This is a genomic window from Acinetobacter sp. YH12255 (assembly GCF_013417355.1).
GTDB classification, from domain to species: Bacteria; Pseudomonadota; Gammaproteobacteria; order Pseudomonadales; family Moraxellaceae; genus Acinetobacter; species Acinetobacter pseudolwoffii.
Genome location: NZ_VPEC01000013.1, coordinates 60,226 through 81,882, shown reverse-complemented (window position 1 = coordinate 81,882; position 21,657 = coordinate 60,226). Strand labels below are relative to the sequence as shown.

Sequence of the window (21,657 nt, the reverse complement as noted above, 5' to 3'; positions counted from 1 at the left end):
GAAATTCATGCACGTGTAGCAGTCCTCAACAGATTTACGGAATTAGGTCGACCACTTACCCAAGTTACGCCTTAAATTTGGCTCAATTAGGGGCGCTTTGCATTTCAAATCTTTGTGCAACAAAGCCTGCGTATGCTATAGGTAATATTAATGTAGCTGTAAATATATGGCCTGAAATTTTAAAATACTTAAATGAAAAAGGCTTATACTCTCGAAGTTACATTTCTCATATATTATTAGCTTTAAATTTAACTATTCCTTTTCTTTGTATATATCTTGCAGGATTGAAATTTAACTATAATCAAAAAAATTATCTTTATTTACTTTTAATTTGCACTATATATCCCACTCTTTTCTTTTACTCTTTAGATATTTTTCGTGATGTATTTATGACATTTTCATTCTTAATCGGCTGCTTAGCTGTTAAGAACTCATTAAGTAATTCTAATTTTTTTTCTTTTTTGTTTTTTTATATCTTGGCTATTCTAATTGGAATATTTTTGTTAAAATTAAGACCTTATTTAGGTTATGCATTTTTATTAGCGCTCTTTTTATGGAAAGTTAAATTTACTAAAAAGCGTGTTATCCTCTTTAGTTTCCTATACTTTATTTCTTTGTTTTTGGCAAATTATATAGGTTTTTTTAATATACTTACTGAATATCGTTCTGGTTTTGAGGAAGGAAGTGGAGGGTCTACATTAGGTTTAAATTTTTCTAATCCTATGCTTTTTATCCCAAACTTGATGTTGAGTACTTTAGGACAGCTCTTTGGTCTATATGTAACTAATCCTTTTGCAGTTATTTTACTCTTAGTTGAAACGGTTCCTTTCTTTGCTATGTTGGTTTATCTAGTTAAAAATATAAAATTAGCCGACAGCTTTGTTCGTTTTTTAATTATATTTTTTGTATTATATGCAAGTGTATGGTTAATTGGGAATGATAATTTGGGGACAGCAGTACGTTTGCGAATGTATAATTATCTAGTTGTTTATATATGCTTTTTTTATATATTGAAAGTTAAAGAAAACATTAAGTATCAGGTAGTGAATAAATGAAAGTAATTATGGTGGGAACTGTAGCTTCTAGCTTTTATGGCTTTCGTGCAGACTTAATTTGTACACTCTTGAAAAAAGGTCATCAAGTCTATGCATTTACGTCTGAATATACGGCAGAAGATCTGATAAAAATAGAAAAGTTGGGTGCTACACCAATTACATATACGCTCAACCGTGGTGGACTAAACCCACTCGCAGATATAGTTGCAACATATCGGCTCTCAAAAAAAATTAAAGAAATTAATCCTGATTTAGTATTCTCTTATTTTTCTAAGCCCGTCATTTTTGGTACTTTGGCAGCCAAATTAGCTCAAGTACCACGTGTGATAGGTATGCTCGAAGGTTTAGGCTATACATTTACAGAGCAGCCAGAAGGCTTAAGTAAAAAAACTCAGCTCATAAAAAAGATACAGGTTTTTTTATATAAAATAGCATTACCACAACTTGATCAGCTTATTTTTTTAAATCCTGATGACCCAAAAGACTTATTACAGCAACATGCTATTAAAGTGAAAAAGGTAGAAGTTTTAGGTGGAATAGGTTTAAATTTAGACAATTATAAATATTCTGAAAATTTTAACTCAGATATATCTTTTATTTTTGTTGCACGTTTATTAGCTGAGAAAGGAATTCATGATTATATAAGAGCCGCTAAAATTGTAAAAGAAAACTATCCTAATACTAAGTTTACTGTATTAGGTGCAATTGATAAATCAGCTTTAGGTAGCCTTAAAGAGGAAGAGTTAAAAGATTTAATACAAACTAATGTTATTGAATATCCTGGATATGTTAATAATGTAGCTGATTGGATTAAAAAAGCAAGTGTATTTGTTCTACCTTCTTACTATAGAGAAGGTGTGCCAAGAAGTACGCAAGAAGCAATGGCAATTGGCCGTGCAATTATCACTACTGATGTTCCCGGTTGTAGGGAAACAGTAGAAGATGGAGTAAATGGTTTTTTAGTGCCAAAATGGAATCCTGAAGCTTTGGCAGAAAAAATGATTTATTTCATTGAACACCCAGAACAAACTCAAGTAATGGGTGCTGAAAGCTATAAAATTGCCGTTGAAAAGTTTGATGCAGAAAAAGTAAATCAACGTTTAGTGAATATTTTAGGTCTATAAATGCTAAAACGCCTTCTCGATATTATCATCGCCTCCGTTGCCCTGATCCTGCTTTCACCACTTTATGCCTTTGTGGCTTACAAAGTGAAAAAAAACCTGGGATCTCCCGTCTTATTTCGCCAGGTACGTCCCGGTTTACATGGTAAGCCTTTTGAAATGATTAAGTTTCGTACCATGACGGATGAGCGTGACCCAGAAGGTAATTTGTTGCCAAATGAACAGCGGCTACCAAGGTTCGGGAAAATGTTACGTGCAACGAGTCTAGACGAAATGCCTGAACTTTGGAATGTGATCAAAGGTGATATGAGTATCGTTGGCCCACGTCCACTTCTTATGGATTACCTACCTTTATATAATGAAGAACAAGCCAAACGTCATCATGTACGTCCGGGTATGACAGGGTATGCACAGGTGAATGGGCGAAACTCAATTAGCTGGGAAGAAAAATTTAAACTAGATACCTGGTATGTAGAAAATCAGTCAATTTGGCTTGATTTTAAAATCATGTTTCAAACAGTGAAAAAAGTATTAGTCAAAGAAGGCATTAACCAGTCTGAAGAAGTAACGATGACGCGCTTCATGGGTAATAAAAAAGATGAGCAGTAATTTAAAACATCTATATGCGATCTATGGTGCAAGTGGTTTTGGTCGTGGAGTCATGCCAATTGCACGTGAACAATTGATTGCTGAAAATGTTAGAAATTACGAGCTTGTATTTATTGACGATGGTGAAGTACGAGATCAAATTAACGGTCATCAAGTTTATAGCTTTGAAGCTTTTCTTGAGTTAAAAGCTGCTGATAAATATGTGGCGATTGCAATTGCTAATAGTGATATTAGAGAGAAACTTACTCAAAAAATTGATTTATATAACTTAAAGCATTGGTCAGTAAGTGCATCTACGACTGTTTGTATGGATGAAGTACAAATAGGTGAAGGTGCTATTTTATGTAATTATGTACATTTTACTTCTAATATCAAGGTTGGTAAGTTTTTCCATGCGAATTACTTTGGTTATGTAGCCCATGATTGCATCATTGGAGATTACGTTACTTTTGCTCCCGGCGTGAAATGTAATGGCAATATCCATATTGAAGACCATGCCTATATTGGTACAGGTGCCGTGATCAAACAGGGGACACCCGACAAACCTTTAGTGATTGGTAAAGGTGCGGTAGTCGGTATGGGCGCAGTCGTCACCAAAAGTGTACCACCGGGCGTAACGGTGATTGGCAATCCGGCACGGATTTTAGAGAAAAAATAAGTTTTTAAATTTTAAAAAATTCAGGAAACATCATGTTAAACACTGCATTTGAACCATGGCCAAGTTTTACTCAGGAAGAAGCGAATGCGGTTTCCCAGGTTCTATTGTCGAATAAAGTCAACTACTGGACCGGGCAGGAATGTCGCGAATTTGAAAAAGAGTTTGCCCGCTTTGCAGGGACTCAATATGCAGTGGCACTGGCCAATGGTACAGTTGCACTGGATGTGGCCTTAAAAGCCCTGAATATTGGTGCAGGTGATGACGTGATTGTTACCTCACGGACCTTTTTGGCATCTGCCAGCTCGATTGTGACTGCCGGGGCCAATCCGGTTTTTGCAGATGTTGAACTGGACTCCCAAAATATCTCCCGTCGGACCATTGAAGCGGTGATCACACCCAATACCAAAGCCATCATTTGTGTGCATCTGGCAGGTTGGATGTGTGATATGGACCCGATCATGCAATTGGCTGCCGATAAAGGCCTGTATGTGATTGAAGATTGTGCACAGGCGCATGGCGCGAAATATAAAGGTAAATCTGCCGGTTCAATTGGTCATATCGCGGCCTGGTCTTTCTGTCAGGACAAGATCATGACCACAGGCGGTGAAGGTGGTATGGTCACCACCAATGATGAAGAGCTGTGGAAAAAAATGTGGTCCTATAAAGACCATGGCAAGAATTTTGACAGTATTTATAACAAGCAGCATCCGCCGGGTTTCCGCTGGTTACATGATTCCTTTGGCACCAACTGGCGCATGATGGAAATGCAGGCTGTGATCGGCCGTATTCAGCTGAAAAAAATGCCGGAATGGACTGCAAAACGCCTTGCCAATATGGAAAAGATTTATGCGGCATTTGCAGACAGTCCATATTTTATCGTCCATCGTCCATCCGATGATTATGTGCATGCTGCCTATAAATGTTATGTGCAGGTCAATATCGAGGCTTTGCCTGAAGGCTGGTCACGTGACCGGATCATGCAGGAAATTAATGTGCTCAATGTGCCTTGTTTCAGTGGCTCCTGTTCAGAAGTTTATCTCGAGCATGCTTTTGATGATACGCCCTGGCGTCCAGCACAGCGTTTGCCAAATGCGCAAAAACTCGGTGAAACCAGTCTGATGTTTTTAGTTCATCCTACTTTAAGTGATGAAAGTATTAACAAAACAGTCACCGCAATTCAACAAGTTATTAATAGAATAGTTGCTTAAACTTTTAGAATATAAGTGCACCGTGTTCGGTGCATTTAACTGATATAGAATATGTTTTTAAGTTACTCATCGTATTGTGACTTATTAAAAATTTATTAGAATTGAGACAACGCATCCAGTGAAATCGATCATTACGCCTTTCGTAGAATCCCCACGAGCCGCCAAACTTGCCTTTTTAATTTTTCTGGATTTCTGTGCTTTTCCCGTCTTGATCTGGCTGTGTTATGCCATTCGCCGATTCGATTTAGGCGCAGAAGTGGTACCGAATCTGGCTTTTGGTGCGCTTTGGGTCAGTTTAATTGCAGTCGTATCCCTATTCGTATGTGGGGTTTATCGCTTTATTGTCCGTACGTATAATGAAGTGTTTATGATTAAAATGGGGCTGGCGACGGCTCTGACTGTCGCTGGTCTTTATGCGCTGGCTTATTTCACGCCGGCATTTATTCCGACCTCTATTCCGCTGATGTTCGGCTTTATGATGTTTGCCTGGATCTGGTTTAGCCGGGGCATCATCCGTTTTATTATCCGTTCCTATTTGCAGGCCGACGTACAGAAAAAACGTATTGCGATTTATGGCGCGGGTCATGCAGGCCAACAGGTCGCTGCTGCACTGTATCGTTCCAATGAGCATTTGCCGGTCATGTTTATTGACGATAAACGCTCGTTAAGCGGACAGCAGCTGGGCCGACTCAAAGTCTATGATGCCCAGACTGCCTTAAAACTCATGCGCAAGCAAAAAATTGATGAAATCCTGATTGCGTTGCCTTCGGTAGGGCGGGTGCGTAAAAGTGAAATCATCAAGTTTTTAGAACCGGCGCATTTAAAAATTACCGAAATTCCAGGACTGACCAAACTGGTCGATGGTGAAATTCGCGTATCGGATATTCAGGAAGTCGATATTATTGACTTGCTCGGGCGTGACCCTGTGCCGCCAGTACCTGAACTGTTGGCTAAAAATATTCAAAACAAAATGGTCTTGGTCACAGGTGCCGGTGGTTCAATTGGTTCCGAACTATGCCGACAGATTATTAAAAACCAGCCGCAGAAACTGGTGATTTATGAGCTGACCGAATTTGCCCTGTACAGCATTGATAAAGAACTGCGTCTGGCGTCCAATGTCGAAATTATTCCGATTCTGGGTACGGTCTTGGATCAGGCCAAACTGGAACGGATTATTGAACAATATGCGGTGCAGACGGTCTATCATGCGGCGGCGTATAAGCATGTACCATTGGTAGAATGTAACCCGATTGCTGGCCTGAAAAATAATGCAATTGGTACCGCTTTTAGTTTGAATGCTGCCGTTAAAAATGGCGTTGAAACCTTTGTACTGATTTCAACCGATAAAGCCGTACGTCCGACCAATGTCATGGGGGCATCAAAACGTATGGCCGAGCTGTACTGTCAGGCCATGGCGGAAGCACAGGACCAGACCCAGATCAGTATTGTACGTTTTGGTAACGTGCTTGGTTCATCGGGGTCTGTAGTGCCTCTATTTAAACAGCAGATTGCCAAGGGCGGCCCGATTACTGTGACCCATCCGGATGTGACCCGTTTCTTTATGACCATTCCCGAAGCCTCACAGCTGGTGATTCAGGCCGGTGCCTTGGGTCATGGTGGTGATGTGTTCCTGCTGGATATGGGCGAGCCGGTACGAATTCAGGATCTGGCCCGTCAAATGATTGCCCTTAGCGGACTCAAAGTCAGAGATAATAAAGACCCGAATGGTGATATTGATATTCAATATACTGGGCTACGTCCAGGCGAAAAACTTTATGAAGAACTACTGATTGACGAAGAAAATACAGAAATTACCGCGCATACGCGTATTCTACGATCTGTCGAAAAACATTATCCATTGGCAGAAATTCTGGCAGTATTTAACCGCATACATGAACTTAGCGCGACTCAGTCCGATATTGAATGGGCACTGGCACAACTGGAACATTATGTGGATGGTTATGTACGCGGTAACGAAATTAAAGTGAACTAGGTTTTTATAGATATGATTAAGAAAGCAATTCTCCCTGTGGCCGGTTTAGGTACGCGTTTTTTACCTGCCAGCAAATCCATTCCCAAAGAGATGGTGACTGTTGTGGATCGCCCTGCGATTGAATATGTGGTCCGTGAAGCAGTTGCTGCCGGAATTGAGCAGATTATTCTGGTCACCCATTCTTCCAAGGCATCGATTGAAAACTATTTTGACCGTAACTTTGAGCTTGAAACCACCCTTGAGCAAAAAAACAAAACCGACCTGCTGAAAGAAATTACTGAAATTCTGCCTGCGGGCGTGAGTGTGATTAGTGTCCGTCAGCCGCAACCTTTAGGTTTGGGTCATGCGGTACTGTGTGCCAAAGCCGTGATTGGCGATGATGATTTTGCGGTCTTGTTGCCGGATGTGCTGGTCAAGGATCAGGATCCGGAAAATGATCTGGCACGCATGATTCAGCGTTATGCTCAGTCTCAGGCGTCACAAATCATGGTAGAAGCGGTGCCTGAACATCTGGTCGACCAGTATGGCATCGTGGATGTTGCTGCATCGCCTGAGGAAGGGGAAAGTATCGTCATGCAAGGGATTGTTGAGAAACCGGCGGTCGGAACGGCACCTTCGAATTTGTCTGTGGTCGGACGTTATATTCTACCAGCCAAAATCATGCAGCTTTTGGAACAGACACCACGAGGGGCAGGCAATGAAATCCAGCTGACCGATGCGATTGCCATGCTGCAGCAGACAGAAGCTGTAGAAGCCTACCGCATGAAAGGCCAGACCTTTGACTGTGGCAGTAAGTTGGGTTATCTAAAAGCTGTTTTACATTATGGCGTCGATCATCCTAAACTCGGTAGCGAGTTTAAAGCATTGATTCAGGAACTGGTTTTGTAAGAAAAAATAATAAAAAGGAATATTATGAAAGTCGCAGTATTGGGAAAAACCTTATTTTCCGGAGTCATTTCAGCTCTTTTATCTGAATGTGGTCATCAGGTGGTCTGGTGTAATAGCTTCAATGTAGATGAGTCAGCTCGGCCGTATTTCCAGGATGAATCTCTTCAGCTATTACTGCAAAAACAGGAAAAATCTGGCTTTTTAAACTGTTGCGATTTTCAGCATCTGGATTTTAATCAGGATGTGTTTTTCTTTAGTTTTAATGCGACTGAAGAACAGCAGGCGTTTCAGATGCTGGACACCATCCGGCATGCCTGTTTTGCCCATCCCAAACTGATGATTAATGCTTCGACCTTTGGCTTGCATGGTACCCAGCGCTTTCAGCAGTTGCTGCCGAATGATGACTGGATTTATCTGCCAGATATTATTCAGGAAGGCAATGCACTGCGTAGCTTTACTCAGGCCACCCAGCTGATTGTGGGTTGTGATCATGTAGATATACAGCCTAAAATCAAAGAACTCTTACGTCCCCTTTTTCCACGCGCGCAACAGTATCTATTTATGCCGGTTCTGGATGCCGAATTTACCAAGCTAAGTATTTCCGGCATGCTGGCCACCCGGATCAGTTATATGAATGATCTGGCCAGCGTGGCAGAAAAACTCGGGATCGATATTGAACAGGTGCGCCAAGGCATGGCGGCGGATAACCGGATTGGTTCCGCCTATTTGTTTCCGGGCGTCGGTTTTGGTGGAGAGAACTTCTCGCATGATATCCGCACCTTAACGCATGCAGTAGCAGATTCAGGGGTAAAAAACCAGTTGCTGGAACAGGTCTGGGAGATTAACGAACAACAAAAAGAATTACTGTTCCGCAAACTATGGAATTATTTCCGTGGCGATTTACAGGGAAAAGTGGTGGCGATTTGGGGCGCAGCCTTTAAGGAAAATACACCGAGTATTCAGCAGTCTCCGGTACATGCCATGCTGACCGCTTTGTGGGCGCAAGGCGTGACGGTCAAACTACATGATCCGCAAGCAATTGCGAATATTGAAAAGGTCTATGGGCCACGGGAAGACCTGATCCTGTGTAAAGACCAGTATCAGGCCGTGGAAGGGGCGCATGCCTTGTGTCTGATGACGGCATGGAAACAGTATGGTAGTCCAGATTATCCACACCTCATTAAACTGATGCAGCATCCCCTGATTTTGGATGGGCGTAATCTGTATGATCCGGCCTATATCAAGGCGCGTGGTTTTAATTATATTGGGGTGGGACGTTAATGTTAAGTCAGCTTAAACCAGATCTAAATACTGAAACTGTGTGTCAAAAACTCGCCTCGAGCAAAGAACAACTTGATGCGGTGCATCTACGAGAACTGTTTGCCGCAGACCCCCAGCGTTTTAACAAATATTCAATTCAGTTTGAACAGCTGGTCTTCGATTATAGTAAACACAGAATTGATAACACGGTGATGGAGGACCTGATTGAATGGGCAGATGCACAAAACTTAAGATCCTGGATCGGGTCTTTATTTTCAAATCAGGACATTAATTATACCGAGCAACGTGCTGCCATGCATTGGGCATTACGCTTGCCAGTCCAGGATCAGCAGCATGCGGATCTGGCCGCTGATGTGCATGCTCAACTTGAGCGCATGTATGCCTTGGTCGAGCAAATTCATGCCGGGCAGCGTCGTGGTGCCACCGGGGAAGTGATTCAGGATGTGGTCAATATTGGCGTGGGCGGATCAGATCTTGGCCCTCTAATGGTCACCCATGCCTTATCGGATTTTAAATACCAGTCTGCCCAGCCACTCAATGTGCATTTCGTCTCGACCATGGATGGCAGTCAGCTGTCCGAGTTGTTGCATCAACTGCGTCCGGAAACCACGCTATTTATTATTTCGTCCAAATCATTTGGCACGATTGATACTCTGACCAATGCCCAGACAGTACGCTTGTGGTTAGAAAAGGTCTTGGGTCAGCATCCCTATATTCTGAAGCATCATTTTATTGGAGTTTCTACCAAGCCGGAGAAAATGACGGCCTGGGGAATTGCTCCGGAAAACCAGCTACTGTTGTGGGATTGGGTCGGAGGACGTTATTCGCTTTGGTCCTGTATCGGATTGCCAATTGCCTTGAGTATCGGAATTGAAGGTTTTAAGCAGCTGCTGGCTGGTGCTTATGCGGTCGATCAGCATTTTCAGTATCAGCCTTTTGAGCGCAATATTCCGGTGTTGATGGGGCTCTTGGGTGCATGGAATAACAATTTCCTGGATATTCAGACCCATGCCATCCTGCCTTATGATGGACGACTGAAATACTTTGCTTCTTATTTGCAACAGCTGGAAATGGAATCTAACGGTAAGTCGATTCAACGTGATGGTGAAAAAGTTCAGCTGGATACCTGTCCGATTATTTGGGGCGAAGTGGGACCGAATGCTCAACATGCTTTTTATCAGCTCCTCCATCAAGGTACGCAGTCAGTGAGTTGTGACTTTATTGCGCCGGTCAAGCGCTATAACAGTCAGCAATATACCTATGCCGATAGTGCTGAGGCATTAATCGAGCAGCATCATTTGGCATTGTCGAATTGTCTGGCGCAATCGCGTTTACTGGCTTTTGGTAATGAAGCGCTGGATCAAAACGAATTGGCGAGCTTGCCGGCTTATAAGCAGTATGAAGGCAATCAGCCGAGCAGTACCTTGTTACTACAAGAACTGAATCCCTATAGTCTGGGGATGCTGATTGCATTGTATGAGCATAAGGTGTTTGTTCAGTCGGTGCTGTGGAACATCAACCCATTTGATCAATGGGGCGTAGAAAAAGGCAAGGAAATTGCCAATCAGTTATTGCCGATCCTCAATGGCGAACAGAGCGATCTGGATAGTCTGGATGGTTCAACCCAAGGTTTAATTAACATTTTATTAGGGAAGCAGCATGGCTAAAATTCTGGTAACGGGCGGGGCAGGCTATATTGGTTCGCATACTTGTGTTGAGTTATTAAATGCCGGCCATGAGGTGGTGGTTTTAGATAATCTGTGCAATAGCGCTGCTGAGTCTTTGAATCGGGTGCAACAGTTGACCCAAAAAAGCCTGACATTGATACAAGGTGATATCCGTGATGCTCAATTATTAGATCAGGTATTTCAGCAACACTCGATTGAGGCCGTGATTCATTTTGCCGGTCTGAAAGCGGTCGGAGAAAGCCAGCAAATACCATTGGCTTATTTTGACAATAATATTGCCGGTTCAATCAGCCTGGTTCAGGCGATGCAGCGCGCACAGGTTTTTAGACTGGTGTTTAGTTCCTCAGCCACGGTCTATGGCGAAAATAATCCTTCACCTTTAAACGAAGAAATGCCTACCGGAATGCCGACCAATAACTATGGCTATACCAAACTGATTGTTGAGCAGCTCTTGGAAAAGTTGTCTGTGGCGGATGAACGTTGGTCGATTGCCTTATTACGTTATTTTAATCCGGTCGGCGCGCATAAAAGCGGGCAGATCGGTGAAGATCCACAAGGTATTCCGAATAATTTAATGCCTTATGTAACTCAGGTGGCAGTAGGGCGACGTGAAAAACTGTCGATCTTTGGTCATGATTATGACACTGTCGATGGCACGGGTGTACGGGATTATATACACGTAGTCGACTTGGCCAATGCACATTTATGTGCCCTCAATAATCGTTTAACTGCACAAGGGTGTCGGGCCTGGAATATTGGTACTGGCAATGGCATTTCAGTGCTACAAGTTAAAGATACTTTTGAACGGGTCAATGGTGTTGCAATTCCATTTGAATTAGCACCACGTCGTGAAGGTGATGTGGCGACCTGTTTTGCAGACAATACTCGTGCAGTCCAAGAGTTGGGCTGGCAACCTCAGTATGGTTTAGAGGATATGCTCGCTGATAGCTGGAACTGGCAGAAGCAGAATCCGAATGGTTATCGCTAAAATCTTTATAGCGATATAAATAAAAATGGGAGCTTTTGATGAACAGCTCCCATTTTTATTGTACTGTATGCGTGAAGATTAACTCTGAATCAGCTGAGTCAATTCATCGACATAGTCCTGCATTGGTCGTGGATTATGATCACGACGGCTTTCAATATTTAGACGCAATAGCGGTTCAGTATTCGATGCACGCACATTAAAACGCCATGCACCAAAATTAAGGCTGACCCCATCGGTCTGATCGATCTCCGGCTGCTGATCGGCATAATGATCGAAAAGTTTTTGGATGGTTGCTTGGGTATCGGCGACTTTAAAGTTGATTTCACCACTGCATGGGAACTTGGCGATCATCTCCTCCACCAGAGAAGATAAGGATTTTCCTGTTTCAGACAGTACTACTATCGCCAGTAACCATGGAATCATGCCGCTATCGCAATAGGCAAAGTCACGGAAATAATGATGGGCACTCATTTCCCCACCATAGGCCGCATTATGCTCACGCATCACATCTTTAATAAAGGCGTGACCTGATTTTGACTGAACCGTGATCCCTTGGTATTGCTCTACAATATCCAGTGTATTCCAGACCAGACGTGGATCATGTACAATTTTTTCGCCAGATTGCTTCAGCAAGAACGCTTGAGCCAGAAGGCCGACAATATAATAGCCTTCAATAAACTGGCCTTTTTCATCGAACAGGAAGCAGCGGTCAAAGTCACCATCCCAGGCAATGCCCATATCTGCGCCATGCTGAATGACCGCATCACGGGTGCTATCACGGTTTTCAGTTAAAATCGGGTTGGGAATCCCGTTCGGAAAATTGCCGTCAGCTTCATGATGAATCTTGATAAATTCAACCGGAATATTGAGTTGTTGAAATTTTTGTTCAATCGCATCGACCACATGGCCTGCTGCACCATTCCCGGCATTCATGACCAGTTTCATCGGACGGATTTTTACCGGATCAATATAGCTCATCAGATGATTTACAAATTCAGGCAGAATATTGTATTTCTCAGTACGGCCTTTATTGCTGACGTCAATAAATTCATCTGATTCTGCTAAAGCCTGAATCTCTTTAAGACCAGTATCGGCACTGATTGGACGGGCATTTTCACGTACCAGTTTCATGCCATTATAGTCCATCGGATTATGGCTGGCCGTGATTTCAATACCACCTTGCACATCCAGATGGAAGGCGCCAAAATAGACTTCTTCCGTGCCGGTCATGCCCAGATCCAGAACATTGACACCCGCATCATTTAAACCGTGAATGGTGGCCTGTTTTAAACCTTCACTGCTGAGCCGGATGTCACAGCCAATGACCACCGTTTTTGGCTGATAAATCTGTCCATAAGCACGGCCAATTTTATAGGCAATCTCTTCATTGAGCTCGGTGCCGAGTTTGCCGCGAATGTCATAGGCTTTGAAGCAAGTCAGTTTGGTCATTTATAGGCTCTCCATTCAGAAGAAAAAAGGCCGGTTCCCCAGCCCTGATTCAATTTTAATTATTCTACCGTAACCGATTTTGCCAGATTACGTGGCTGATCGACATCTGTACCACGCAGCACTGCCACATGATAAGACAGTAACTGCACCGGGATGCTATATACAATCGGTGCCAGCACTGCATTGATTGCCGGAATATGTACCACATGCTGACGCTCTTTGGCTTTAATGCCGCTGTTTTCATCGGCAAAGACAAACAGTTCGCCACCACGTGCCTGAACTTCTTCCATATTGGATTTCAGTTTATCCAGCATGTCATCTTGCGGTGCCAGAATCACCACCGGCATGTCATTGTCGACCAGTGCCAATGGGCCATGTTTCAACTCACCTGCAGCATAGCCTTCAGCATGAATATAGGAAATTTCTTTCAGCTTGAGTGCACCTTCCAGTGCGATCGGGAAGTGCGTACCACGGCCCAGGAACAGGCAATGCTGCTTTTCAACAAACAGCTCAGACAGACCTAAAATTTCATCATCATGACGTAAAGTGTCCAGCATCACTTTAGGCAAATGCCAGAGTTCTGTGCTGATCTTCGTCATCTGTTCTGTAGAAATGCTATTTTTGACCGAACCAATTTTTAATACCAACAGCATTAAAGCAGCAAGCTGGGTGGTAAAGGCTTTGGTAGACGCCACACCAATTTCAGGGCCTGCCAATGTCAACAGACTATGCTGGGTCTCACGTACCATCGATGATGTAGCGACATTACAGATAGTCATCGTAGTGATGTCTAGCCCTTTGGCCGCCGCACGTTTCTGTGTATCACGTAATGCAGCCAAGGTATCGGCAGTTTCACCGGATTGGGAAATACACACATAGAGTGTGTGATTCACAATGACTGGCGTACGATAACGGAATTCGCTGGCAATCTCGACCTGACACGGCAGATCAATCAGCTGTTCAAACCAGTATTTCGCAATCATGCCGGCATGATAGCTGGTACCACAGGCAATAATCTGGATTTGCTGGATTTTTGCGAAGTCCTGTTCTGCACTGGCAAGAAAGTCTTTGCGCAGGTCATTGCCATTTAAAGCCTGGGAAATGGTCTGTTTGATCGCTTCAGGCTGCTCATAAATTTCTTTGAGCATGTAGTGCTTATATTCACCTTTAGAGGCATTGCTGACCGCAGCATCCAGTTCCTTGACCGGACGATCGACCAGTTGACCATCGACGAAAACTTCAATCGTGCTGCGGGTCAAACGCGCAATATCACCTTCTTCCAGGTAGATAAAACGGTTGGTAATCGGGAGCAGCGCCAACTGGTCAGAACTGATAAAGTTCTCGCCAATCCCCACACCAATGACGAGTGGAGAACCTTCACGTACGGTAATCAGTTCATCCGGATGATCTGTATGCACGATACCTAGGGCATAAGCACCTTTGAGTTGTGGTACCACCTGGCGCACAGCTTCCATTAAGCTTGGGGTAGATTTCAGGGCGTCATTGATCAGATGTGCAACCACTTCTGTATCGGTCTGTGAAGTAAAGACATAACCCAAAGCTTCAAGATCATCTTTAAGTTCTTGATAGTTCTCAATGATTCCGTTATGGACCACTGCCACATTTTCAGAAATATGCGGATGGGCATTTTCTTCAGTCGGTTTGCCATGGGTTGCCCAGCGTGTATGTGCAATGCCAAGTGAGCCGCTGATCTGTGATTCATTTACGGCCTGTTCAAGGTTCGCGACCTTGCCGACACGACGTTCACGCAGGACCTGGCTATTGTTGATGAGTGCCAAACCTGCTGAATCATAACCCCGGTATTCCAGGCGTTTTAAGCCTTCAATCAAAATATTGGTAATGCTACGTTCTGCAATGCCACCGACGATACCACACATATTTATTCCCCCTTATTTCTTGATTTTTTGCGGACGTGGATAGTTTTCTTTGGCAAATTGCTTAGAACGTTCTACCGCCAAACTGTTGTCTTCCACATCACGAGTAATCGTCGAGCCTGCACCCACTGTAGCACCATTGCCAATTTTCACAGGTGCAACCAATGAACTGTTCGAACCAATGAAAGCCTGATCACCAATGATGGTTTTAAATTTATTCGCACCATCATAATTGCAGGTAATGGTACCTGCACCAATATTAGAACCGGCACCGATTTCAGCATCACCGAGATAGGTGAAGTGGTTGGCTTTAGAGCCTACGCCAATTGTGGTATTTTTCACTTCTACAAAGTTACCGATATGCACCTCGGCAGCAAGCTTCGCACCCGGACGCAGTCGTGCAAAAGGGCCAATCTGGGTATCTTCACCAACGATAGCATTGTCAAAAATGCTATAAGGTTGCACTTTAGTCCCAGCTGCAATTTTGGTATTTTTGATGATACAGCCGGCGCCAATTTCAACATGATCGCCCAGCTCGCAATCACCTTCGATAATCACGTTGATATCAATCTGTACATCTTGACCGACAGTTAAATTACCACGCAAATCAAAACGGCTCGGATCAATCAGATGCACACCTTGCTGCATCAGCTGTTTGGTCTGAAATGCCTGAAACTGACGTTCTAATGCTGCCAGTTGCACACGGTCATTTACGCCTTCAACTTCAAAGGCTTGTTCAGGTTCTACCGAAGCAACCTGCATACCATCGGCCAGAGCCATCGCCACAATATCGGTCAGGTAGTATTCACCCTGAACATTCTCATTGCTTAAATTTGGCAGCCATTGATGCAACTTGGCATTGCTGACCGCATAAATACCGGTATTAATTTCCTGGATCTGACGTTGCTCGTTTGTTGCATCTTTATGTTCAACAATGGCCTGAATCTGACCATTTTTACGCACGATGCGACCATAACCATTGGCATCTGGCAAGGTGAGCGTGACCAGACCAATGCCAGTTTCTGCAGTGGCATCGAGTAATTTTTGCAAGGTGAACGGGTTAATACAGGGTACATCACCAGAAAGAATCAACGATACGCCGTCTTGGGGCAGGACAGGTAAAGTCATTTGTACGGCATGACCGGTCCCCAGCTGTTCGCTCTGTTCAACCCATTTAATTTTTTGCGCTGTAAAAACAGCTTGAACCTGCTCGCCACCGTGCCCGTAAATGGTAATAATATTATCTGCGTTTAATTTTTTTGCTGTGTCAATGACATGACCCAGTAAAGGACGTCCTGCAAGCGGTTGTAATACTTTCGGTAAGCTTGAACGCATGCGCGTGCCTTTACCTGCAGCAAGAATAATAACAGTCGTTGACATGTTCTAATCCTAAATATGGCTTATGCCACGGTGAAGTAAAAATAAATCAAAATACAAAGAGCCGCCCACAGGCCAGCAATGATGTCATCCAGCATGATGCCAAAACCACCGTCGACCTGACGGTCAATGACCCGAATCGGCCACGGTTTCCAGATATCAAATAATCTGAATAGCGCAAAACCGACCAGCAGCCAGAGCCAGTTCATCTGGCCGAGATAGATCAGGGGTAAAAATGTGATGGATTGTCCGGCGAATTCATCCCAGACAATGCGGCCATCATCATGAACGCCCATGACCTTGGCAGTATGCCCGCAGATATATATGCCAATCAGGGACATGATGGCAATGGCAAAAAGACTGTTTAAAAAATCAAGATGCAGCCAAATCGGGATAAATAACAGTGCAAAAGCCGAACCAAAGGTCCCCGGTGCTTTAGGCACCAGTCCTGAGCCGAAGCCAACGCCACTAAATACAATCAGTCGGTCGGTCCATGACATGGCTTTAAAATTGATCGCAGGTTTATGCAAAATGTTGATACCCATTAAATTGAAGCAAATGATCTACGCCATCTTTTTCAAAAGTTAAGCCGTGCTGCTGCTGAATTGTGCCGACTATACTAATCGAAACATCAAGTTGTTTTTGCAATAATTTTTCGTAATTTTGCGGGCTTATTGTAAAACATAATTCATAATCGTCGCCACCGGCCAGTGCATATTGCCATTTTTGTGCTTCACTTAAGGCCTGCAGGGCAGGATTGATCGGTAAGTGTTCCAGTTGTAGCTTGGCACCGACTTGCGAGGCTTTGAGAATATGTCCAAGATCTTGGGCTAAACCATCCGAGACATCAATCATGCTATGCGCCAAACCTTTTAAGGCGGCACCGAGCTGACAGCGTGGCGTCGGATAGTCCAGACGTTTCTGTAGCGGATGACCTAAATGATTTAAGGCAAAAGCAGCATCGCCGACAGTTCCACTGACACAGATCAGATCACCTGGTTTTGCACCTGAGCGTGGCACCGCTTGGCCAATATCGACCCAGCCTAAGGCTGTCACAGATAAAGTGAGATGCGGACTTTGGGTGGTATCACCCCCGATTAAACTCACGCCAAATTGATCGCAGCAATCATACAAACCCTGACTAAAGGCTTTGAGCCAGTCATGATCAATTTGGGGTAGGCTCAATGCCAGAAGAATACTATGCGGTTTTGCACCCATCGCGGCAATATCGGAAAGATTAACAGCAACCGATTTCCAGCCAATGGCATGCGGATTTGTATCGAGAGGAAAGTGTCGTCCAGCAACCAGTGTATCGGCACAGATGACCAGTTGTTGCTGAGGTGGAGGGGTGAGCAAGGCTGAATCGTCACCGACGCCTAAATCGACAGAACGGGTATTCTTGCGATTGAAATAGGTGTCGATAATCGAAAATTCAGCCATACAACAATTCGACTTTAATTAGTTGGCTTGTTGCTTTTCTGCTGCACGTAAAGTTGTCGCTAAACGATCCAATACACCGTTGATGTATTTGTGGCTGTCGGCACCGCCAAAATGTTTAGCCAACTCGATCGCTTCGTCTAGAACCACACGATATGGAATCTCAAGATGTTCTTTGAGTTCATACGCGCCTAGACGCAAGGTTGCGAGTTCAACACCATCCAGTGCTGAAAGTTCACGATCGAGTACCGGAATTAAGAGCGCATCCAATGCTTCATGATTGGCAACCACTTGAGTCAACAATTCATGATAATAGCTCAGATCCACTTTATGCATGGCATTTTCCACACGCGTACGTGCTTCAATCTCATGCACCGGATTGTGGCTCATTTGCCATTCATAAATTCCTTGTACAGCAAAGCGACGTGCTTTACGTTTTGCTGCATAAGTTGCTTGAAGTGTTTGCGACATAGCGTTAAATAGCCTTTAACAAGTTAACCATTTCAATCGCAGTCAGGGCAGCTTCGCTACCTTTATTGCCTGCTTTTGTTCCAGAGCGTTCAATCGCTTGTTCAATACTGTCCGTAGTGAGTACACCGTTAATGACAGGTAAGCCAGTGTCCAGGCCAACCACGCCTAAACCTTTGGCACATTCGCCTGCAACGAAATCGAAGTGAGGCGTGCTACCACGAATCACGGCGCCAAGCGCGATGATGGCATCGAAACGATCTGAAGCTGCCAGTTTTTTCGCAACTACAGGAAGTTCCCAGGCACCAGGGGCATGAACAACAGTGATATTATCCTCTGATACACCATGACGTTTCAATGTATCAATGGCACCTTCTAACAGATGTTCAACCACAAAGCTGTTAAAACGACCAACTAAAATCGCATAACGGTCTTCGTTCGCGAGATGTAACATACCTTCAATACGGCGAACTGCCATAGCAACCTCGATGATTTCTTAAGATGTTTGTTGTGCGGTGATGTATTCCACCACTTCTAAGTTAAAGCCTGATAGTGCATTGAAGCGCAATGGAGAGCTGAGCAGCTTCATTTTTTCAACGCCTAGATCACGCAAAATTTGTGCACCGACACCAATGGTCTGATACTGCTGAGACAGTGCAGAATTTGATTTTACATTTTTTGGTGCATTTAAGGTATCTAAAGCCGGACCCAAATCCTGTAAATGACGTTGCCCAATCCAGACCAGTACACCACGATCACTATTGGAAATTTCTTTTAGTGCACGGTCTAAATTCCAGGCCGGTTCGCCGTCCTGTTTTTTCAGTTTGAGCAAATCACGGGTCGGATTAAAACCATGTACACGAACGGTGGTCACGCCTTGTTTAGGCTCGCCTTTGACCAGGGCCAAATGAATATCCGGGTTGCCCAGTTCACGATAACGATATAAATCAAATGTGCCGTATTCAGTGTCGAGTTTTTGATGATCGAGACGCTCAACAGTTTGCTCATTGGTCATGCGGTAATGAATCAGGTCGGCAATGGTGCCAATTTTCAAACCATGCTTTTCAGCAAAAACTTCAAGATCCGGACGGCGCGCCATGGTGCCATCTTCATTGATGATTTCACAAATCACCGAAGCCGGTTCCAGTCCTGCTAAACGAGAAAGATCACAACCTGCCTCGGTATGCCCGGCACGGTGCAATACGCCACCCGGCTGCGCCATCAGCGGGAAGATGTGTCCTGGCTGTACAATATCTGCCGGTTTGGCATGAGCAGCCACCGCAGTTTGAATCGTGTGCGCACGTTCAGCCGGTGAGATCCCGGTAGAAATACCTTTGGCTGCTTCAATTGACAGGGTAAAATTGGTTCCATGCTGGGCACCGTTTGCATCGACCATCAAAGGCAGATTCAACTGCTGGCAACGCTCTTTGCTTAAAGTCAGGCAGACCAGACCACGTGCATGGGTGATCATGAAGTTGATGTCTTCAGGACGTACGTGCGTGGCAGCAATCACTAAGTCGCCTTCATTTTCACGATCTTCATCATCCATCAGGATGACCATTTTTCCTGCACGGATATCTGCTACAAGCTCTTCAACAGTATTGAGCGGCATCAACCTTCACCTTCTTTTTTGATCTTGATCAGACCGAATCATGACATTATTGGGTACATAGTCTAACGCTTTTTAAGCAATTTTGCCTATGCTTATTAGTTTCCCTATAGTGGTTCAATGTTATACACAGTCTTGGGAATCATGAAAAGCCGACTTTAAATGAAAGCCAGGGCTTTATGCAGGTTTTTTGAACAGTTAAAATGCATAAAAAATGAAAAACTTAGGCAAAGTCCTTCTAAGTTAAAGTATTAATTTGTTTTTTATACAGTTTTATTCCTGTTTTTGTGATTTTCAGATTTTTATTTTGCTGGTCAACGATCAAGAGCAGAAAAATTTACCAGATATTAAAAAACTTGAATAAAACAAAAAAAGCGAACCGCAGTTCGCTTTTGAGAAAATTCATACTTAGAAGAAACCAGCCGGTTTGGTTGAATAACTCACCAGCAGGTTTTTGGTCTGTTGATAATGATCCAGCATCATTCTGTGATTCTCACGGCCAATCCCTGATTTTTTATAGCCACCGAAAGCCGCATGTGCAGGATAAATATGATAACAGTTGGTCCAGACCCGACCCGCTTGAATCGCGCGTCCTGCGCGATAAGACGTGTGTGCTGAACGTGACCACACACCTGCACCTAAACCATAAATGGTGTCATTGGCGATTTTAATGGCATCATCAAAGTCCTTAAATGTCGCCACCGCCAGCACCGGCCCGAAGATTTCATCCTGAAAGGTTTTCATGTCATTGGTGCCTTTGAAAATGGTCGGTTCAATATAAAAACCTTGTCCCACTTCCTGACGTGCTTCACCGCCGGTCAGAATTTGTGCACCCTCTTCGCGGCCAGTAGCAATACAGCCTAAGATTTTATCCTGCTGTTCCTGCGAAGCTTGTGCGCCAATCATGGTGTCGGTGTCGAGTGGATGGCCGGTTTTAATGCGTTGCACCCGTTCTACCGCACGCGCCAGAAACTCATCGGCAATACTTTCCTGCACCAAGGCACGAGAAGGACAGGTACAGATTTCACCCTGATTCAGAGCAAACATGGCAAAGCCTTCCAGTGCCTTGTCCAGATAATCATCTTCCTGATCCATAATGTCGGCAAAGAACAGGTTCGGTGACTTTCCGCCAAGTTCCAGTGTTACCGGAATAATATTCTCGGTGGCGTATTGCATGATTTGCTGACCGACTGCGGTTGAACCGGTAAAGGCAATCTTGGCAATGCGCGGATTGGTCGCGAGTGGACGACCGACTTCGATACCATAACCATTGACAATATTCAGTACACCCGGCGGCAAAATGTCCTGAATCAGTTCAGCTAAAACTAAAATGCTGACCGGGGTTTGTTCCGCAGGTTTCAGCACGATACAGTTGCCTGCTGCCAAGGCAGGTGCGAGTTTCCAGGCCGCCATCAGGATCGGGAAGTTCCACGGAATGATCTGACCCACCACACCCAATGGTTCATGGAAATGGTAGGCAATGGTATCTTCATCAATCTCGGAAATGCCGCCTTCCTGAGCGCGGATACAGCCGGCAAAATAACGGAAATGATCAATACATAGCGGAATATCGGCCGCTAAGGTTTCACGGATCGGCTTGCCGTTGTCCCAGGTTTCTGCCACCGCCAGCAGTTCCAGATTTTGTTCCAGACGATCTGCAATTTTTAGCAGGATATTGGAACGGGTGGTGGCTGAGGATGTATTCCACTGTGCTTTGGCCTTGTGCGCTGCATCCAAGGCCAACTCAATGTCTTCTACAGAAGAGCGCGGCACTTTGGTAAAGACTTTGCCATCTACCGGAGAGATATTGTCAAAGTATTCGCCTTTAACTGGAGCGACCCATTCGCCGCCAATGAAGTTGTCGTATTGGGCTTTAAATTGAATTTTTGCACCGTCAGTATTGGGGTCTGCATAACGCATAATCTATTCCTTT

19 protein-coding genes are annotated in these 21,657 nt (G+C 44.2%); 10 read left to right on the top strand and 9 right to left on the bottom strand.

Annotation, left to right across the window (positions count from 1 at the left end):
• Window positions 1–41 precede the first annotated feature (41 nt).
• The 10 genes from FTV30_RS07760 to galE all read left to right on the top strand — a co-directional run bounded on the left by FTV30_RS07760 (window position 42) and on the right by galE (window position 11,489).
• Complete coding sequence (locus FTV30_RS07760; RefSeq protein ID WP_373683709.1) at window positions 42–1,055, top strand: hypothetical protein; 1,014 nt, start codon at window positions 42–44, stop codon at window positions 1,053–1,055.
• A complete protein-coding gene (locus FTV30_RS07755) occupies window positions 1,052–2,179 on the top strand; it encodes a glycosyltransferase family 4 protein (RefSeq protein WP_180001364.1) in 1,128 nt (375 codons plus the stop codon). The genes FTV30_RS07760 and FTV30_RS07755 overlap by 4 nt, the downstream gene beginning before the upstream one ends.
• The gene (locus tag FTV30_RS07750; protein WP_180001363.1) at window positions 2,180–2,785 is read left to right on the top strand and encodes a sugar transferase; all 606 of its coding nucleotides are present in this window, start codon (window positions 2,180–2,182) and stop codon (window positions 2,783–2,785) included. It abuts the gene before it with no gap.
• On the top strand, window positions 2,775–3,443 hold the full coding sequence (locus tag FTV30_RS07745; RefSeq protein ID WP_180001362.1) for a NeuD/PglB/VioB family sugar acetyltransferase: 669 nt from the start codon (window positions 2,775–2,777) through the stop codon (window positions 3,441–3,443). Before FTV30_RS07750 ends, FTV30_RS07745 begins: the two co-directional genes overlap by 11 nt.
• Before the next feature lie 32 nt (window positions 3,444–3,475).
• Window positions 3,476–4,651, top strand: coding sequence for a DegT/DnrJ/EryC1/StrS aminotransferase family protein (locus tag FTV30_RS07740; RefSeq protein ID WP_180001361.1), 1,176 nt, complete (start codon window positions 3,476–3,478; stop codon window positions 4,649–4,651).
• A gap of 118 nt (window positions 4,652–4,769) precedes the next feature.
• Complete coding sequence (locus tag FTV30_RS07735) at window positions 4,770–6,644, top strand: nucleoside-diphosphate sugar epimerase/dehydratase (RefSeq protein ID WP_180001360.1); 1,875 nt, start codon at window positions 4,770–4,772, stop codon at window positions 6,642–6,644.
• Window positions 6,645–6,656: 12 nt separating this feature from the next.
• Entirely contained in the window at window positions 6,657–7,532 is an 876-nt protein-coding gene (galU, locus tag FTV30_RS07730; protein WP_180001359.1) for a UTP--glucose-1-phosphate uridylyltransferase GalU, read from the top strand.
• Window positions 7,533–7,556: 24 nt separating this feature from the next.
• Complete coding sequence (locus tag FTV30_RS07725) at window positions 7,557–8,813, top strand: nucleotide sugar dehydrogenase (RefSeq protein WP_180001358.1); 1,257 nt, start codon at window positions 7,557–7,559, stop codon at window positions 8,811–8,813.
• Window positions 8,813–10,480, top strand: coding sequence for a glucose-6-phosphate isomerase (gene pgi, locus FTV30_RS07720; protein WP_180001357.1), 1,668 nt, complete (start codon window positions 8,813–8,815; stop codon window positions 10,478–10,480). The genes FTV30_RS07725 and pgi overlap by 1 nt, the downstream gene beginning before the upstream one ends.
• Window positions 10,473–11,489, top strand: coding sequence for a UDP-glucose 4-epimerase GalE (gene galE / locus FTV30_RS07715; protein WP_180001356.1), 1,017 nt, complete (start codon window positions 10,473–10,475; stop codon window positions 11,487–11,489). The genes pgi and galE overlap by 8 nt, the downstream gene beginning before the upstream one ends.
• Window positions 11,490–11,567: 78 nt before the next feature.
• Here the strand turns inward: galE and FTV30_RS07710 are convergent, their stop codons facing one another.
• From FTV30_RS07710 to FTV30_RS07670, 9 genes are all read right to left on the bottom strand, one after another.
• Complete coding sequence (locus tag FTV30_RS07710) at window positions 11,568–12,938, bottom strand: phosphomannomutase CpsG (RefSeq protein WP_180001355.1); 1,371 nt, start codon at window positions 12,936–12,938, stop codon at window positions 11,568–11,570.
• A 59-nt stretch (window positions 12,939–12,997) separates the two neighbouring features.
• Window positions 12,998–14,836, bottom strand: coding sequence for a glutamine--fructose-6-phosphate transaminase (isomerizing) (gene glmS / locus FTV30_RS07705; RefSeq protein WP_180001354.1), 1,839 nt, complete (start codon window positions 14,834–14,836; stop codon window positions 12,998–13,000).
• 12 nt (window positions 14,837–14,848) lie between these two features.
• On the bottom strand, window positions 14,849–16,213 hold the full coding sequence (gene glmU, locus FTV30_RS07700; RefSeq protein ID WP_180001353.1) for a bifunctional UDP-N-acetylglucosamine diphosphorylase/glucosamine-1-phosphate N-acetyltransferase GlmU: 1,365 nt from the start codon (window positions 16,211–16,213) through the stop codon (window positions 14,849–14,851).
• 20 nt (window positions 16,214–16,233) lie between these two features.
• Window positions 16,234–16,755, bottom strand: coding sequence for a phosphatidylglycerophosphatase A (locus FTV30_RS07695; protein WP_004728817.1), 522 nt, complete (start codon window positions 16,753–16,755; stop codon window positions 16,234–16,236).
• A complete protein-coding gene (gene thiL, locus FTV30_RS07690; protein ID WP_180001352.1) occupies window positions 16,733–17,650 on the bottom strand; it encodes a thiamine-phosphate kinase in 918 nt (305 codons plus the stop codon). The genes FTV30_RS07695 and thiL overlap by 23 nt, the downstream gene beginning before the upstream one ends.
• 18 nt (window positions 17,651–17,668) lie before the next feature.
• Entirely contained in the window at window positions 17,669–18,118 is a 450-nt protein-coding gene (gene nusB, locus FTV30_RS07685) for a transcription antitermination factor NusB (RefSeq protein WP_004728813.1), read from the bottom strand.
• Between the two features lie 4 nt (window positions 18,119–18,122).
• The gene (gene ribE, locus FTV30_RS07680; RefSeq protein ID WP_004280926.1) at window positions 18,123–18,593 is read right to left on the bottom strand and encodes a 6,7-dimethyl-8-ribityllumazine synthase; all 471 of its coding nucleotides are present in this window, start codon (window positions 18,591–18,593) and stop codon (window positions 18,123–18,125) included.
• Between the two features lie 18 nt (window positions 18,594–18,611).
• Window positions 18,612–19,727, bottom strand: coding sequence for a bifunctional 3,4-dihydroxy-2-butanone-4-phosphate synthase/GTP cyclohydrolase II (ribBA, locus tag FTV30_RS07675; RefSeq protein WP_100329687.1), 1,116 nt, complete (start codon window positions 19,725–19,727; stop codon window positions 18,612–18,614).
• Window positions 19,728–20,132: 405 nt separating this feature from the next.
• On the bottom strand, window positions 20,133–21,644 hold the full coding sequence (locus tag FTV30_RS07670) for an aldehyde dehydrogenase family protein (protein ID WP_005094691.1): 1,512 nt from the start codon (window positions 21,642–21,644) through the stop codon (window positions 20,133–20,135).
• Between the last annotated feature and the right edge of the window lie 13 nt (window positions 21,645–21,657).